Consider the following 15,704-nt stretch of genomic DNA (forward strand, 5'->3'; position numbering starts at 1 on the left):
AGAGCTGCTCATTTTTTGTTTGAAAGACAACTTCAATCTGCAGAAGCCCCATAGTCAATTACAATACAATAAATAAAGCTTGTACATAAAAAACTCTCACCCAAATTAAAGGGTGAAAGTCTCCTATGCGTCTTTTTCGCTATTCATCAGAAGAATCAGCTGCTTCTTCATCATGATCCTCTTTAATATCAAAGTAGGCATCTAAAATCCTCGAAGCAATTTTACCATTAACCCCGTCCCCTGCACCTATTCCTACACTCGGTACAACAACTGCAAAGGCAACTTCAGGGTCATCAAACGGCGCATAACCAACCATTGTCAGGTTATTGAGATCAGCCAGTTTCTGTCCATTTTCATAAACAGAAGTCTGAGCTGTACCTGTTTTCCCAGCTGGATTATATGATTTTTTACCAAAATAACTGTATCCTGTTCCTCCATTTTCTTGAAATACACGGCGGAAGCCCTCCTGCACACGGCTGATTTCATCATTTGTCATATTAATCCGGTTCATTACCGTTGTATTTTTTGTATAATACAATGGTCCAAGCTCGTCTAAAGAGGCAATGGGATCACGAGCTTCTTTTAAAAAGTGCGGCTGGACACGGTAACCGTCGTTGGCAATGGTGGATACATATTGTGCGAGCTGCAGGGTGGTATACGTATCATACTGACCGATTGCGAAGTCAAGAATATTACCTGGGTTTTCTGGTGTCTGACCTCTTACTCCGGTACTTTCATCTGGAAAATCTATTCCTGTCGATGCCCCTAAGCCAAATTGATTGAAATAATTTTGCAGGGTCTGCAATGTCTCAGCCTTATTTATATTTAATGTGGCATTATTAGGCAATGGATGACGGTAATCTCCACCCAGACGCAGGGCAACATAGAACATATAAACGTTGGAAGACCGCTTTAATGCATTCAGGTCATCTACACTTCCCATAGATGATACAGATTTTTTTGTTAAGCCTCCTGCCAATGTTATTGGTGCATCATAGAAAGTTGTTCCAGGTGAAATAACCTCCGCATCATATCCGGCAAGTATAGTTGCCCCTTTAATACTGGAGCCGGGTTCTGTTGCATTAGATAAAGCCATGTAGGAAGCATTATTATATTCATTTTTTTCCTTATCATAATTCACACCGGAAACAGCAAGAAGTTCTCCTGTTTTCGGATTCATTACAACAGCATACGCATTTGTTAGATACCGGTTGTCATAAGGATTCTTTGCTTTCGCTGCTTTCAGCTCCTCTAAGACAATTTTGTCAACTTCCTGCTGGAATTCTAAGTCTGTTGTTAAAACTAAATCTTTGCCCCGTTCTCCTTCAACAATGGTCTCGGAGCCGATAATTGTCCCATTCTGACGTGTCGTATACTGAATCTGCTCTTTACGGCCGCGCAGAAAGTCTTCATATTGCTCTTCCAGTCCACTTCTGCCGACCCGGTCATTTCGGCTGTAACCCTTTGTCAAATAAGCGCTCAAGTCCTCTGCGGGAATTCCCTGCTCCTGAGTGGAAATTCTCCCTAAAATAGTCGATAACGTATCTCCATTCGGATAAACACGATTCCAATCTGTTGTGGCATTGATTCCGGGAAGCTCATCCAGATGCTCAGCTACAGCAGCATATTCCTCTGCTGTTACGCCCTCATTTTTCACTACCTGCGGGGTCAGTGCATATGCTTTATCCAGTTCTTTTTTTGTAGCGATAATTTCTAATTCTTCATCGGAAAAATCTGCAATTTCTTCATCGGTAATTAAATCCAATGTGGCAGCGTATTCCTCGGAAGCATCCATCTCCTCTGTATCAACTTCTTCTAATCGTTCTTCTATTTCCTCTTGATGAAGTAATAAATAATACTCTCTTTTATCTCTGTCAGTTATTCGATCGATTTTTTTCTTATCACTCATATCGATGAAATTAACTAAGGTTTCAGCCACCTTCAAGCGATCCTTTGCCTGAACACCTTTGGGGGGCGTATAAGTAATGGAATACATGGCTTCATTATCTACTATGATATTCCCATTCCTGTCATATATTTTTCCACGGGGCACCGGTACACTTGTCGTGTCTAAATTCGTTCTTTCAATTTCTTCCTGATAAGATTCCCCGTTTAAAATTTGAACAACACCTAACTGAAGTATGAGTGCAGAAAATAATAAGAAGATGGCAAAGAAAAGGATATTCATACGAACCGGAAGCTGGGCCCGTTTTTTCTTTTTCTTCTTGTCTACCACTTTGCTCCCCCTTTACATATATTTTGGCCTTATATGGCATTAATTCTATGATTTGTTTAAAAAGCAAAAAAAATTTAAATTATAGACGTATCTTTTTAAACATTTCAGTTATCAATACTACTGTTTGATTCTACCACACTTAACGACTTTTTTCGTCCGTGAAATCTTCTTTTAATGCTATTTTTTGTTTTTTTGTTGGCCCGATAAAAATATTTCGGATACAAAAATAAATAATCGCATGCCCTGCACCAAAAATAATCAGTAATATTGGAATAATCATATCATGCGGAAATAGAAACATCCCGAATATAAATACCATAATCGAAACGATTCTGCCTAAGTTTAAATAAATTTCCCGGACAACAATGTACTCCACCCGTCTTTCTTCTACCATACGGGCTCTGCCAATCACATCATAGGTAAGTGATTCATACGGTACAGTTAAAATGGGAAATGCAATTCCAATAATTACTGCATATATAATTAACCAGAAAAGGCTCATTTCAAAAATAATAATAAAGATAGAGGTGAACAGCAGAATGCCGCCAAACAAAATTGCTTTTTTTCTTAAAGACGGCTTAATCCATTTTAAGGCGACAAAATAAAAGACGATCGATAAGCCTGAAAGAAATAAATTAAAAACTCCTAACACAAGCTCACTGTTTGTAACAAGGAAAATCCAAATGGTAATATAAAAACCATATATCCCTTCCCTTAGCCCCTGGAAAAAATGAGCATGTAAAATACGCTTCCAATTTTTATTTCTCTTTCTTTCATTTATAACAGCAGCTAAAGCAAAGCTCCCTCTGCTCCCCTTACGTATGATGAAAAAGCTGGCTACAATTGCCGCAATGAATAAGCTTAAGGAAATAATAAAAATAGCAGTATAACCAACATCACCAGCCATTTTTGAAATCATCCACCCAGCAAGTAATGGCCCAATCATCCCTGCAAATGACGTTAGTGTGCCTGAAATACCATTAAACCAATCTCTCGTATCTGGTTCTGTAATTTCAAAAGTCAGCAGGTAATAAGCCAGCCAGAAAAAACCATAACCTATTCCCAATAAACAGCCGAGAATAAAATTATAATATGCTGCAAGCTCACCAATCCAAAGAACAAATAAGAAAAAGAAACATAAGAAAAGTATCCCGATTCTTAATATAATGATACGATCTATTTTTTTCGATAATTTCCCTGCATAAATAAACGACAATGCTTGAAATACATAGCTCGCTAAATGATAGTTAGCAATCACAAAAAAGTCGCCGGATTGCTTCCATAAGTACACATTTACAAAAGTATTTGATAAAAAGATCCCGGCTGCATATAAAACTCCAATCAACAGTAGCATCCACAAGTCCCTGTATTCATCTTTTTGGTTTTTGTATCTTCTATATTGCTGATGTAATTGCATAAGAAAACGACTCCTTCTCCTTTTATTTTTAGCGAAGGAATCGTATCTATACAAAAAGCTTGCAGAAGTTTAAATTTCTGCAAGCTTTTTGTAATTATTTATTATTTCGCAGCTTCGTAATTGTTAGCTACTTGATCCCAGTTTACTACATTCCAGAATGCTGAAATGTATTCCGGGCGTTTATTTTGATATTTAAGATAGTATGCATGCTCCCATACATCCAATCCTAATAATGGTGTTTTGCCTTCTGTTAATGGTGAATCCTGGTTTGGTGTGCTTGTGATTTCAAGCTCGCCATTATTTAATACCAGCCATGCCCAGCCAGAACCAAAGCGTCCTGCTGCTGCAGCTGCAAATTCTTCTTTAAATTTGTCTAAAGAACCGAATTTGCTGTTGATTTTATCAGCCAGCTCTCCTGCAGGTTCTCCGCCGCCATTTGGTGACAGTGTCTTCCAGAAAAAGCTATGGTTAGCATGTCCACCGCCATTGTTGCGTACTGCTGTGCGGATGTCTTCAGGAACCGCGTTTAAATCGCTGACAAGCTCTTCTACGGATTTATTTTGCAGATCTTCATGTCCGTCTAGTGCATCATTTAATTTTGTAACGTAGGTGTTGTGATGCTTCGTATGGTGAATATTCATTGTTTCTTTATCGATAGTTGGTTCTAATGCATCGTATGCATAAGGTAATTCTGGTAATTCAAATTTTGCCATGTGTAACTCCTCCTCTAAATAAATGATGTTTTTTTAAGCTCTTCACTTATTAAGGTATCAAAGGAAAGTATTTCTTGCAAATATTTTGCACTCACCTCTATCGTCAATTCCTTATAAAACAACAATTTTAAAAATAGATTATTTCTATTTTTGATTTAAAGAAACTTTTTTGCCTTAAAGAACTGTTATTATCTAACCGGATTTTCTTCACAATCTTAGGCAATACCTATTTCAACAAAGGAAACAAGAGGATTAAAAAGGAGCATAAAAAAACAAGCCTTAAGCTTGTTTTTAAAGATGGCTCGGGACGGAATCGAACCGCCGACACAAGGATTTTCAGTCCTCTGCTCTACCGACTGAGCTACCAAGCCAAAAAGATGAACTTCCATAGAAAAGCTCTGCATTATTCTTTTATAATATATGTATGGAGGAGGTAGAGGGATTCGAACCCCCGCGCGGTTTGACCCGCCTGTCGGTTTTCAAGACCGATCCCTTCAGCCAGACTTGGGTATACCTCCCGGCAGAATAAATGGTGGACCCTGCAGGACTCGAACCTGCGACCGATCGGTTATGAGCCGATAGCTCTAACCAACTGAGCTAAGGGTCCTTTCACTATTTTTAATGGGGCGACCGGTGGGGATCGAACCCACGTATGCCGGAGCCACAATCCGGTGCGTTAACCACTTCGCCACGACCGCCATGTAATAGTAGTTTATGTATTTTTTTGGTAGCGGCGGAGGGGATCGAACCCCCGACCTCACGGGTATGAACCGTACGCTCTCGCCAGCTGAGCTACACCGCCATGGCTCCACAGGTAGGATTCGAACCTACGACCGATCGGTTAACAGCCGATTGCTCTACCACTGAGCTACTGTGGAATAATGTTTTTTAATGGTTCTATGTCAAATGTGGTGGTGGAATATCATTCCTCCACCTCTTTATTTATAAGCTTGCTTTAAGACAAGCTTTACCTCTTGTTGCCATAGAATTTTCTTTCTCATTCGATCAAACTGTTTAATCCCATAAGATAATCTTTTTAATACTTTAATCGTATTATTAACGCCTTCTATGTAGCCATTATTAAAGGGATACATAAAAGAATGCAGAATTTCTTGTTGCCATCTTTTAAATGTACGTGCGACACGATGAAATCCCTCTAACGCGGATGCATTCAACTTCTCCAGGCACGCTTCTAATCCAGCAGTTGCGTTGTGCGCATCACTTTCCTTAAACCACGTATCCAATTCATGCTTTAAACCATAAGCTTCCTTTAAGCGGGGATCTATCCTTAATAATTGCTCGACTTTCTTCTTCTGATCATCTGAACAGGTTGTCCATGATTTCCACAGAAGTTTTTTGGAACGTTTCATTCGAATTCGATCTTTCTTGGGCAGCTCCTTTTGAACTTCACGGCGGACCTCATCTAGAGCCCAATAGGCCTGACGCATAAAGTGAAAACGGTCAGCGATAATCAGAGGATTTCCCAGTGCTTTTCGAATTGCTTGTTTAAACGCTTGAGATAAATCCATTACTACCATTTCTACTTTACCTGTATCACAGGACTTTAAGTACGCTTCAATGGTTTCCACTTTTCGATTTGGCAAGATATCGATAATTCTTCGGTTCTCCACATCGACCACATTCAATTGAAACCTCTCTCCATCCGCGTCACCTTTAAACTCATCGATCGCAATGACTCGCGGCAACACTTTGCTGGTAGTTAACTCCTTCTGATCAAACCACCGTAAGACACGATTCACTGTTACTCCGGTTACTAGCGCCGCTGTACGAAAGGAACTCACCGCTGCATGCATCATCGCTGTCGTTTGCACACTCGCCATACAACGTTGATACCGATGAATCATTTGTAGACGCTCATAAAATGTGTGATGACACGACGTGCAAATATAACGTCGTTTTCGCAGGGAAAGATGAACTTCCTTGGTTGTAAACGCTGGTCCTTGAATGCTTTGCCAACGATAGCCATGTATCCGCTTGGTTCTTTTACGGCAAAAAGGACATTTCTGCATACGCTGTTTCGTGAATAATTCTGCAATAAAATAACTTTCTTCTTCTCTGATATCCCACACATCTACATGCGTATCTTTAATTCCTAACAACTCTGTGATAAAATGATGATGCACTCTTTTCCTCTCCCATTCCTTTTGTCTCGACAACTCAAGGTTACCAGAGAGAGGAAATAGAGTGTATTTTTTTGTCTCCGTTCCATCTGGCGATGGAACGGAGGGCACCACCACATTCAGTATAGAGCCCAATTTTAAAAATAGATTATTTCTATTTTTGATTTAAAGAAACTTTTTTGCCTTAAAGAACTGTTATTATCTAACCGGATTTTCTTCACAATCTTAGGCAATACCTATTTCAACAAAGGAAACAAGAGGATTAAAAAGGAGCATAAAAAAACAAGCCTTAAGCTTGTTTTTAAAGATGGCTCGGGACGGAATCGAACCGCCGACACAAGGATTTTCAGTCCTCTGCTCTACCGACTGAGCTACCAAGCCAAAAAGATGAACTTCCATAGAAAAGCTCTGCATTATTCTTTTATAATATATGTATGGAGGAGGTAGAGGGATTCGAACCCCCGCGCGGTTTGACCCGCCTGTCGGTTTTCAAGACCGATCCCTTCAGCCAGACTTGGGTATACCTCCCGGCAGAATAAATGGTGGACCCTGCAGGACTCGAACCTGCGACCGATCGGTTATGAGCCGATAGCTCTAACCAACTGAGCTAAGGGTCCTTTCACTATTTTTAATGGGGCGACCGGTGGGGATCGAACCCACGTATGCCGGAGCCACAATCCGGTGCGTTAACCACTTCGCCACGACCGCCATGTAATAGTAGTTTATGTATTTTTTTGGTAGCGGCGGAGGGGATCGAACCCCCGACCTCACGGGTATGAACCGTACGCTCTCGCCAGCTGAGCTACACCGCCATGGCTCCACAGGTAGGATTCGAACCTACGACCGATCGGTTAACAGCCGATTGCTCTACCACTGAGCTACTGTGGAATAATGTTTTTTAATTAGCAACAAAATATAATTTATCATGTTATGTAGATTATGTCAACAACTTTTTTTGCGGTGTTGCAAAAGTTTTTATCAGAAGTTGACTGCAAGAATTATAATAGCACGTAATATAACATATTTCAACAAAAACTTTTAAAACTTATATAATTTCTTTTAGTTAATAGTAAATTAAGCTGCTTTTCGTATGAATTCCATTAAATTCATTCATTTAACAAAGACTCTGCCTGAAAAATAAACAGACAGAGTCTTTTATACAAATTAATAATTAATGCTCTTCTAAAACATTTTGTGCAATATTTACAGCATGATCACCAATTCTTTCTAAATTACTTAAAACATCTACAAAAACGATACCTGCTGTTCCATTACAAATCCCCTCATTCATTCGAATGATATGATTTTTACGGAATTTACGTTCCATTTTGTCAATTTGGTCTTCTTTTTGTATAACTTCTAAAGCAGCTTCCTTATCATTCGTTTCTAAGGATTCCACAGCCTGCTTAACTGTCATATAAGTTAAATCGAACATTTTGTTTAAGTCTTCAATAGCTTGCTCCGTCAGCGAAACTTTATTTGACATTTTATAGTCAACCAACTCAACAACATTTTCAAAATGGTCGCCGATCCGTTCAATATCACGGATAGTGCTCATTAATCCGGTATGCTCTACACTCTCAGGTTCTGTTAAGTTGGTAGAAGCAATATCCACTAAATACTCTGTAATCTTACGGTCGAGGTTATTTAGTGCTCCCTCAATTTGCAGAGCCATCTCTGAACTCTTTGGATTTTGTGTAGTGATATAATTATGCGTTTCTTCTAATCCCTGATACGCATATTTCCCCATACGGACCACTTCCAATTTAGCCTGGGCAAGCGCCAGTGAAGAAGACTGCTGAAGAAAAATGGAATCTAAATGCTTTGGCTTATACTCAATAACAACATCATCCCCAGGCACAAGTTTAGTAATCAACCATGCTAAGAAGCCAATGAATGGAAACTGAATAATGGTATTTGCTACATTATAACTGCCATGGGCAAAAGCAATCGTCATTTCCTTATTAAGATTTAATGCCGTCTCTAAATAACTCACAAAATTTGTAAATGGAAACAGAAGTATCATAAAGATAACTGCACCAATCAAGTTAAAAGTTACATGTGTATATGCAGCACGTTTGGCGGCAACAGAAGTTCCAATACTAGCTATAACCGCTGTAATCGTTGTACCGATATTATCACCAAACAATACTGGAATAGCTGCATCTAACTCGATAGCACCCTGTGCAAATAACCCCTGCAAAATACCGATGGTTGCTGTTGAGCTCTGTACGATTACAGTAAAGACTGTACCAATTACAACCCCCAGGATTGGCGTATCACTCATTGTAACCGTCAGTTCATGAAATGCATCTAAAGAACGGAGCGGTGTCATTCCACTACTCATTAATTCGAGTCCAAAGAATAAAGAACCAAATCCAAATAATGCCTGTCCTACAGCTATAATCCTTTGCTTTTTAAAGAAAAAGATTGTAAAGGCACCAAGTGCTAAAATAAGTAACGAATATTCTCCAATATCAATTCCGATAATAAATGCTGTAGCAGTAGTACCGATATTGGCACCCATAATAACACCAATAGCCTGTCTAAGTGTCATAAATCCTGCATTTACAAGTCCTACAGTCAAAACTGTAGTTCCTGAACTGCTTTGAATAAGTACCGTTACAAGAATACCGGCAAGTACACCCAAAAATGGGTTGCTAGTAAACCGGTCTAAAATATCCCGCAATCGGTCCCCTGCAGATTTTTGGAGGCCGTCTCCCATCATTTTAATCCCCATAAGGAATATACCAATTCCTCCAATAAATTCAATAATTAACTTCTGAACATCGATATCCACGTAAACTTCATCCCTTCTACCTCTTATGTAAACTTTTGTAGAAATTTGCGCCTCATTCATTATTGATGATTCTAAAGAGAATGTAAACATGTATTAAGAAAAATTTACATAGATTTAATATTTGTTTACATTCAAAGAGAAAGGGATGCTTAGTTTTTGTTTTTCTCATGAAAATATGTATAATATTAGAAATAAATGCATACAAATAAAGGATTCACCTCCATTTTTATGAAGTGAATCCTTCTTCAGGGATTTCTATATAAATCAATCTTCTTGCAGCTCTTCTACACGAACACTCGTGCCGTCTACTGCAACTACTTTAATTGGTGTACCCTTTTTAATCCAGCGTCCTCCGGATACGGCACTGTAGTGTTTTTTATTTACTTCAATTGTGCCGGATGGCCTAAAGTCTGTCAGTGCCATTCCTTCTTCTCCTAATAGAGCTTCATATTCTGCACTGAGCGAGCTGTAGCCCTCTTCTTTTGTAAGTCGATCGACTAAGGCAATTTTGGTCCACATCTCCCTCCGTTTAAATACCTTTAAGAATACTAAGGAGGAAAAAGCACCAACAATGATGCTGATTACTGCATAGAGACCATTTGCAAAAGTCGGCTGAGGCATTGCAACAGCAACTATCATTAAAACCAGTCCTATTGTCGCCAGCGTTCCATCATTAATTACTTTCCCATCAATAATAATCAGTAATATTCCTAAAAAGTATATAATAAACATCAGTAAGACCGAATTGGTTTCCGTATACACAGTAAAATAAACTGTAATAAATCCTAAGCCCAATACACCAAAAATACCACGCATATTTACGAATATTTCTCCTAATATAAATAAAGTTCCGAAAAATAAAGCCAGGAATCCAATCCATTGTAATTCAACTATGTCCATACGCTTCACACCCTCTCATTGTCCTATTACTATATGTACGTATGAATGAAATAATTAGTTTCATAAAAGGAGATTTTTTTATGGGTTTTTTACGTAGAATTTCCCTGATTACTCTTATTATATTAGTTGCTGTAAGTATTTTTCAAGACTTAGCTCATTCTGGCAGCGGAATCTCCCTTTCAAATAAAACTGATTCAGAATTGCCGCCGTTTGAGGCGGTTCCTGTCAAAGTAAAGCCGGGAGATACCGTATTGAGCATTACAGAAGAAATTCAAACTGCATCTGGGTATACCGTTGCAGTCGATATTATTTTGGAAGCTTTTGAATCATTAAATCCAAATACTTCACCAATTGAAATTCAAGTACATGAAATATATTACTTTCCACTGTTTCAAGAAAAATAAAAAAAGGCTGAAATTCAGCCTAAGAAAGAAATGGAATAAAGAAAAACGCAGAAATTAGTGAAAGAATTCCAGCTATAATACCTATGATACCAAGTGTATTTGTTCCTCTGCTTCTCGCTACAAAGCCAAATACAATACTGGCAGCTCCAAGAATAACCGGCCAGGTAAAGAAAGAAATAACAGCCAAAATAATACTCCCCCAACCATACAAGGTACCTGGGTTAAAGCCCTTTTCTTCTTCAAAATCCGGCAATTCAGAATCGGTAAGCTCCGCTGAAAACTCCTCCATTCTTTTACTGTCTAATTTATTATTTATATGCTCATGCTCTGGGCCTTGCCCATGATTTGGTGCATCTTGGACATTGTTGTCCTGATTTTTATCATTCATGAAATAAACTCCTTACTTTTAGAGGATGTTCAAAGAGTTCAACAAAAAATGAATTTCTTGAACATACGCTTTTAGATTTATATGGTTAGTTTACGGAATTTAAATCATTTCAAACAGGTATCATACGGCATTGCAAGAAAAGAATGGTATAATTATTTTGTTCTTTGCATATATTTACATGATGGATGAACATAAGGTGAATAATACATCTACAAAGGGAGCGGTATTATGTCTTTTTTTATAAAAGAAATGATAAAAAATAAACTTCGTAAATTAACCTCAGGTGAAATCTTACACTACAGCAGCCAATATGGCTTCTCCATAACACCTGCACAAGCTGATCAGATAGTGAACTACTTAAGAGTTTCTTCTCCAAATCCATTTGATCAGGCAGATCGTGACCGCTTTATGGCAGAACTCGCGAAAATTACGGATCAAAAAACAGCACTGGCGACACAGCAGTTAATGGATGAGGTTATTAAATCATATGGTCTGGAGCATTTATTTTAAAAACACCAAAAAAGATGAGCAATTTTTAATTTGCTCATCTTTTTTGTATTTATAGAGACATTTATTTGCCTTCCATAATTATTTCTTTTAAATTCTCTTGGAAATTTCCTTCACGCAGCATAGCTATTTCATGTTTATATGGTGCTTTCTTATTTTTCTTATCTGTGCCTACATATGGTGTCTCAAGAATTTTAGGCAGGTTACTAAGCTGTGGATGATGAACAACTTTGTGAAGCGCATCAAATCCGATATAACCAAAACCGATGTTTTCGTGACGGTCTTTATGTGCCCCACGGTCATTTTTACTGTCATTTACATGCACAACTTTCAGCCGGTCTAAACCGACAATTTTATCAAAAGTGTTCAATACACCATCGAAATCATTTACAACATCATAGCCTGCATCGTGAATATGACAGGTATCCATACAAATAGAAAGGTGTTCATTATGCGTCACACCATTAATAATTTCAGCCAGCTCCTCAAATGTACGTCCCATTTCAGAGCCTTTTCCAGCCATTGTTTCTAGAGCAATTTGAACATCATTTTTTTGTTCAAGCACTTCATTTAATCCTTCAATAATTTTAGGGATGCCTTTGTCTGGGCCTTCACCGACATGAGCTCCTGGGTGAAGAACAATTTGTTTCGCCCCCAGAGCCTCTGTACGCTCGATTTCACTCCGCAGAAAATTAACACCCAATTCAAATGTCTCTGGCTTCACGGTGTTACCAATGTTAATAATGTATGGCGCATGAACAACGATATCAGATATTCCATTGGACTCCATATGCGCCAAGCCTGCTTCGATATTTAATTCTTCAATAGGCTTTCTTCTTGTGTTCTGCGGTGCACCTGTATAGATCATAAATGTATTTGCACCGTATGAAGCAGCCTCTTCACTGGAGCCTAATAACATTTTTTTACCATTCATAGAAACATGAGAACCTATTTTCACCATATTTATTCCTCCTAACGCTTTTTCCTTCTTTGTTCTTTTGTCAGTTGTCTTTTAATTTGCTGTTGCTGCTGCTTCTGCTTTTTCTTGTAACCCGGTTTTACTTTCTTAGCTTTTCTTACCTGCTTCCAGGCTTCCCGATCTGTACTTGTATCTTCGGTTTTACGGCGCTGTCTCGCATTCCAGGATTTATCCTCTATCCATTCTCCCTGCTTCACCTCTACATAAGAGAATTCCAAGCCTTTTTGTTCCAATTTTTCAATTAAAGGGGCATCATTTTCTGTATATATACTGATAGCTGTCCCCTCTAAGCCGGCACGGGCTGTTCTGCCGACACGATGAATATAGAAATGCTCTTCTTTTGGAAGCTGTGCATTAATGACATGACTTACTCCCTTGATATCGATTCCCCGTGAAGCCAGATCAGTTGCAACTACATATTGATAACGCAGCTGCTGTATCTCTTTCAGGACACGTTTTCTTTCTCTTGGAGTTAAACCGCCATGAATGACACCAGCAGATAACCCGTATCCCTCAAGCACCTCTGCTAATTCATTTGCTTGTTGCTTGCCATTGGTAAAAATCAGCGCTAAATAAGGATGAATCGTCTGAGAAATTTCCCAAATAACCTTTGCCTCATCGCGATGTTTCTTCCGAATCAGACGATGCTCCATTGTCTCTGGAGAAAAATGCTCTTCTATTTTAATATACTCTGGATTTCTCAAATATTTTTTGAAGAAATGCTGCAGTCTTTGAGGAATTGTTGCTGAGAAAACAAGCAGCTGTATTTCCTGTTTCGAGCGTACTAATAATTGATCAACTTCCTCAATAAAGCCTAGATCAAGCATTAAGTCTGCCTCATCAATAACAAAGGTTTCCGCGCTATATATAGACAATGCTCCATCCTTTACTAAATCTAATATTCTTCCAGGAGTACCTACCACAATCATTGGGGGCGTTTTTAATTTTTCAACCACTTTTTGTTTATCTGTGCCGCCAACAAGCAGCTTTGCTGTCCATTTTTCCGTCTTATCAGCAATAGTAATGATTTTTCTTACTTCGTTATACAGCTGTGTTGCCAGCTCTCTCGTTGGTGCAGTAATAACAAACTGGACTTTTTTTTGATTTTCATCCAGGTTTTGAAACAATGGTAATAAAAAAGCGTGGGATTTACCTGAACCTGTTCTGGATTGGCCAATAACACTTTTGCCATCCAGAATAGAAGGAATCACTCGTTCCTGAATCTCTGTCGGTTTTCTAAATTCCAGCTCTTGAATAATATTTTGCATCGTGCTATCCAGGGATAATTCTGCAAATGTTTTTTCCATTTGTTTCCCTCCTTGTAATCTATTTTTAGAACTTCCTCTTTTATACAAATACGAACGGATCTGTATTTACTTCAGATACATAAACCTTCGACTGGAATGCAGGAATTTCCTGTATCAGCTTATTCTGTGTTGCTGTTTTCATAATCTTCTCGATATAGTGCCCGGCATCGATAACTGTCAGCCCCATCTGCTCCGCATCTTGAGCAGCGTGAAATGTCATATCTCCTGTAATATAAACATCTGCTTTTTTCCTGAGTGCATGACTGACATATTTCTCTCCGCTGCCGCCTAAAACAGCAACTCTTTTTACATTCTTTTCTATATTACCAGAAACACGCACTTGAGGCATATCTAAATTCTTTTTGACGGTGTGAATAAATTCTTTCATCGATACAGATTCATCTAAACTACCAAAGCGTCCAATTCCTACTGATTGTCCTTTATTTTCCAATGGATAAATATCATAGGCAGGCTCTTCATAAGGATGAGCAGAAATAATTGCATCAATAACCTTTGAAAGATTTCTCTTAGGCACAACAGTTTCCAGCTTTTTCTCATCTACATAGGCTAACTCATTCTTCTCACCAATATACGGGGTTGACCCTTCTAATGGCTGAAATGTGCCCTGTCCGGGACTTTGGAAGGTACAATGGCTGTAATTACCTATTTGACCGGCTCCGCCTTCATTCAGGGCACTACGTAACTCCTGCACATGAGAATCCGGAACAAAAACAATTATTTTAAATAGTGCCTCCTGGTCCAGAATTTCCAAAGGCTCCCTATTTTTCAAACCAACTGCTTCACCTAATAAATCATTTACGCCGCCTTCTGCTACATCTAAATTGGTGTGCGCAGCAAAGACAGTAATATCATTCTTTAAAAGTTTTTGGACAACCCTCCCCTTAGGATGATCAACATTTATTTGCTTTAAAGGCTGAAACAATAAGGGGTGATGCGCAATAATCAGATTAGCCTGTTTCTCGATCGCCTCATCAACTACTTCCTCTGTAACATCCAGTGTAACCAGAATATGAGAGGTTGAATCGTGGAACCGTCCTACCTGTAAACCAATATTGTCCCAATGATAGGCAAGACTTCTTGGTGCCCAACCGTCCATTATTTGAAAAAAATCAGCATGTTTAAGTGTTTGTTTCTTCATGATGAAGCTCCTCCTTAATCCAGTGTAATTCTGTTTGGAATGCAGATATTTTCTCATGATTTACTTGCTTCGCCTGTTGCATTTGAGAAATAATTCTTTTCAGATTAGCTTCCTCCAGTGTCCATTTTTTTATAAAAGCATTATTCTTTTCATTTAATAAATATGGTCCTAATAAAAGCTGTTTATCCTTTATCTGCTGATTATCGTTATATGGTGATGAAACACCCGTATTACGGTCAGCAACAAGAATTTCATAAATATGCCCTTGCTCGTCCACTATTTCCTCTGCAATCAATATAAAATCATTTTGGTTCAACCATTGTCTGACCGCTCTCGCATCGACATTAGGCTGAGCAATAATCCTTCCAGCAGATTTAGCTATAACCGGATTCTTTTCCAAAATGGAAGTAATTAATGATCCGCCCATCCCTGCAATTACAATTTGTTGAGCTTCCCCTTCTTTTAAAACAGCTAGACCGTCTCCTAATCGGACATCAATCCGCTCTTTTAATTGATGCAATTGAATTGTTTTTTTTGCGCTTTCTAACGGCCCCTGGTTCACTTCTCCGGCAATAGCTCGTGCTGTCTTATCTCTCAGGCAGACATAGGCAGGCAGATACGCATGGTCAGATCCGATATCTGCAAAATTAGCACCTTGCGGCAGGTAATCAGCAATCAGCTTTAAACGGTTCGAAAGCGGAATATTTTGGTTCATTACGTTTTCTCCTTTATTTCTGCAATAAGAAAAGCTTT

General features: G+C 38.7%; 13 protein-coding genes and 12 tRNA genes. 2 read left to right on the forward strand and 23 right to left on the reverse strand.

Features of this window, described 5'->3' with window-relative positions; genetic code table 11:
- Positions 1-139 precede the first annotated feature (139 nt).
- From MKY30_RS20235 to MKY30_RS20320, 18 genes are all read right to left on the reverse strand, one after another.
- Positions 140-2,188, reverse strand: coding sequence for a peptidoglycan D,D-transpeptidase FtsI family protein (locus tag MKY30_RS20235; RefSeq protein ID WP_445667736.1), 2,049 nt, complete (start codon positions 2,186-2,188; stop codon positions 140-142).
- 187 nt (positions 2,189-2,375) lie between these two features.
- Positions 2,376-3,653: an MFS transporter gene (locus MKY30_RS20240; protein WP_147210362.1), complete on the reverse strand. Its 1,278-nt coding sequence runs from the start codon at positions 3,651-3,653 to the stop codon at positions 2,376-2,378.
- Positions 3,654-3,754: 101 nt separating this feature from the next.
- Entirely contained in the window at positions 3,755-4,366 is a 612-nt protein-coding gene (sodA, locus tag MKY30_RS20245) for a superoxide dismutase SodA (RefSeq protein ID WP_339282327.1), read from the reverse strand.
- Between the two features lie 298 nt (positions 4,367-4,664).
- Positions 4,665-4,737: transfer RNA gene (locus MKY30_RS20250), tRNA-Phe, on the reverse strand.
- Between the two features lie 54 nt (positions 4,738-4,791).
- Positions 4,792-4,884 (reverse strand) — tRNA-Ser (locus tag MKY30_RS20255).
- Positions 4,885-4,896: 12 nt separating this feature from the next.
- A tRNA-Ile gene (locus MKY30_RS20260) sits at positions 4,897-4,973 on the reverse strand.
- A 15-nt stretch (positions 4,974-4,988) separates the two neighbouring features.
- Positions 4,989-5,064 (reverse strand) — tRNA-His (locus tag MKY30_RS20265).
- A gap of 27 nt (positions 5,065-5,091) precedes the next feature.
- Positions 5,092-5,168, reverse strand: a tRNA-Met gene (locus tag MKY30_RS20270).
- A gap of 1 nt (position 5,169) precedes the next feature.
- Positions 5,170-5,244 (reverse strand) — tRNA-Asn (locus tag MKY30_RS20275).
- 60 nt (positions 5,245-5,304) lie between these two features.
- A complete protein-coding gene (locus tag MKY30_RS20280) occupies positions 5,305-6,510 on the reverse strand; it encodes an ISL3 family transposase (RefSeq protein WP_339233414.1) in 1,206 nt (401 codons plus the stop codon).
- A 305-nt stretch (positions 6,511-6,815) separates the two neighbouring features.
- Positions 6,816-6,888: transfer RNA gene (locus MKY30_RS20285), tRNA-Phe, on the reverse strand.
- 54 nt (positions 6,889-6,942) lie between these two features.
- Positions 6,943-7,035, reverse strand: a tRNA-Ser gene (locus MKY30_RS20290).
- A gap of 12 nt (positions 7,036-7,047) precedes the next feature.
- Positions 7,048-7,124, reverse strand: a tRNA-Ile gene (locus MKY30_RS20295).
- 15 nt (positions 7,125-7,139) lie between these two features.
- A tRNA-His gene (locus MKY30_RS20300) sits at positions 7,140-7,215 on the reverse strand.
- A gap of 27 nt (positions 7,216-7,242) precedes the next feature.
- Positions 7,243-7,319 (reverse strand) — tRNA-Met (locus tag MKY30_RS20305).
- Between the two features lies 1 nt (position 7,320).
- Positions 7,321-7,395: transfer RNA gene (locus MKY30_RS20310), tRNA-Asn, on the reverse strand.
- A 283-nt stretch (positions 7,396-7,678) separates the two neighbouring features.
- Entirely contained in the window at positions 7,679-9,307 is a 1,629-nt protein-coding gene (locus MKY30_RS20315) for a Na/Pi cotransporter family protein (RefSeq protein WP_147209418.1), read from the reverse strand.
- Positions 9,308-9,571: 264 nt separating this feature from the next.
- The gene (locus MKY30_RS20320; protein WP_147209419.1) at positions 9,572-10,207 is read right to left on the reverse strand and encodes an NfeD family protein; all 636 of its coding nucleotides are present in this window, start codon (positions 10,205-10,207) and stop codon (positions 9,572-9,574) included.
- Positions 10,208-10,287: 80 nt separating this feature from the next.
- On the opposite strand from MKY30_RS20320, the gene MKY30_RS20325 reads away from it, so the two are divergent.
- Complete coding sequence (locus MKY30_RS20325) at positions 10,288-10,611, forward strand: hypothetical protein (RefSeq protein WP_147209420.1); 324 nt, start codon at positions 10,288-10,290, stop codon at positions 10,609-10,611.
- Positions 10,612-10,630: 19 nt separating this feature from the next.
- Here MKY30_RS20325 and MKY30_RS20330 read toward each other — a convergent pair whose 3' ends face one another.
- Positions 10,631-10,999, reverse strand: a complete 369-nt coding sequence (locus MKY30_RS20330; RefSeq protein ID WP_147209421.1) for a hypothetical protein — start codon at positions 10,997-10,999, stop codon at positions 10,631-10,633.
- Positions 11,000-11,227: 228 nt separating this feature from the next.
- Here MKY30_RS20330 and MKY30_RS20335 point away from each other — a divergent pair, with 228 nt between their 5' ends.
- A complete protein-coding gene (locus MKY30_RS20335; protein WP_341085193.1) occupies positions 11,228-11,509 on the forward strand; it encodes a DUF2624 domain-containing protein in 282 nt (93 codons plus the stop codon).
- A 61-nt stretch (positions 11,510-11,570) separates the two neighbouring features.
- Here the strand turns inward: MKY30_RS20335 and MKY30_RS20340 are convergent, their stop codons facing one another.
- Genes MKY30_RS20340 through MKY30_RS20355 form a run of 4 tightly spaced genes read right to left on the reverse strand, consistent with a single transcriptional unit; the run spans position 11,571 to position 15,666 of the window.
- Complete coding sequence (locus tag MKY30_RS20340; RefSeq protein ID WP_147209423.1) at positions 11,571-12,467, reverse strand: deoxyribonuclease IV; 897 nt, start codon at positions 12,465-12,467, stop codon at positions 11,571-11,573.
- Between the two features lie 11 nt (positions 12,468-12,478).
- On the reverse strand, positions 12,479-13,792 hold the full coding sequence (locus tag MKY30_RS20345; protein WP_147209424.1) for a DEAD/DEAH box helicase: 1,314 nt from the start codon (positions 13,790-13,792) through the stop codon (positions 12,479-12,481).
- A 40-nt stretch (positions 13,793-13,832) separates the two neighbouring features.
- Complete coding sequence (locus MKY30_RS20350; RefSeq protein ID WP_147209425.1) at positions 13,833-14,951, reverse strand: Nif3-like dinuclear metal center hexameric protein; 1,119 nt, start codon at positions 14,949-14,951, stop codon at positions 13,833-13,835.
- The gene (locus tag MKY30_RS20355; RefSeq protein ID WP_341085194.1) at positions 14,932-15,666 is read right to left on the reverse strand and encodes a tRNA (adenine(22)-N(1))-methyltransferase; all 735 of its coding nucleotides are present in this window, start codon (positions 15,664-15,666) and stop codon (positions 14,932-14,934) included. Before MKY30_RS20355 ends, MKY30_RS20350 begins: the two co-directional genes overlap by 20 nt.
- Positions 15,667-15,704: the final 38 nt, after the last annotated feature.

Origin of the sequence: Oceanobacillus sp. FSL W8-0428, from assembly GCF_038004405.1 — a bacterium.
GTDB lineage: Bacteria > Bacillota > Bacilli > Bacillales > Amphibacillaceae > Oceanobacillus > Oceanobacillus sojae.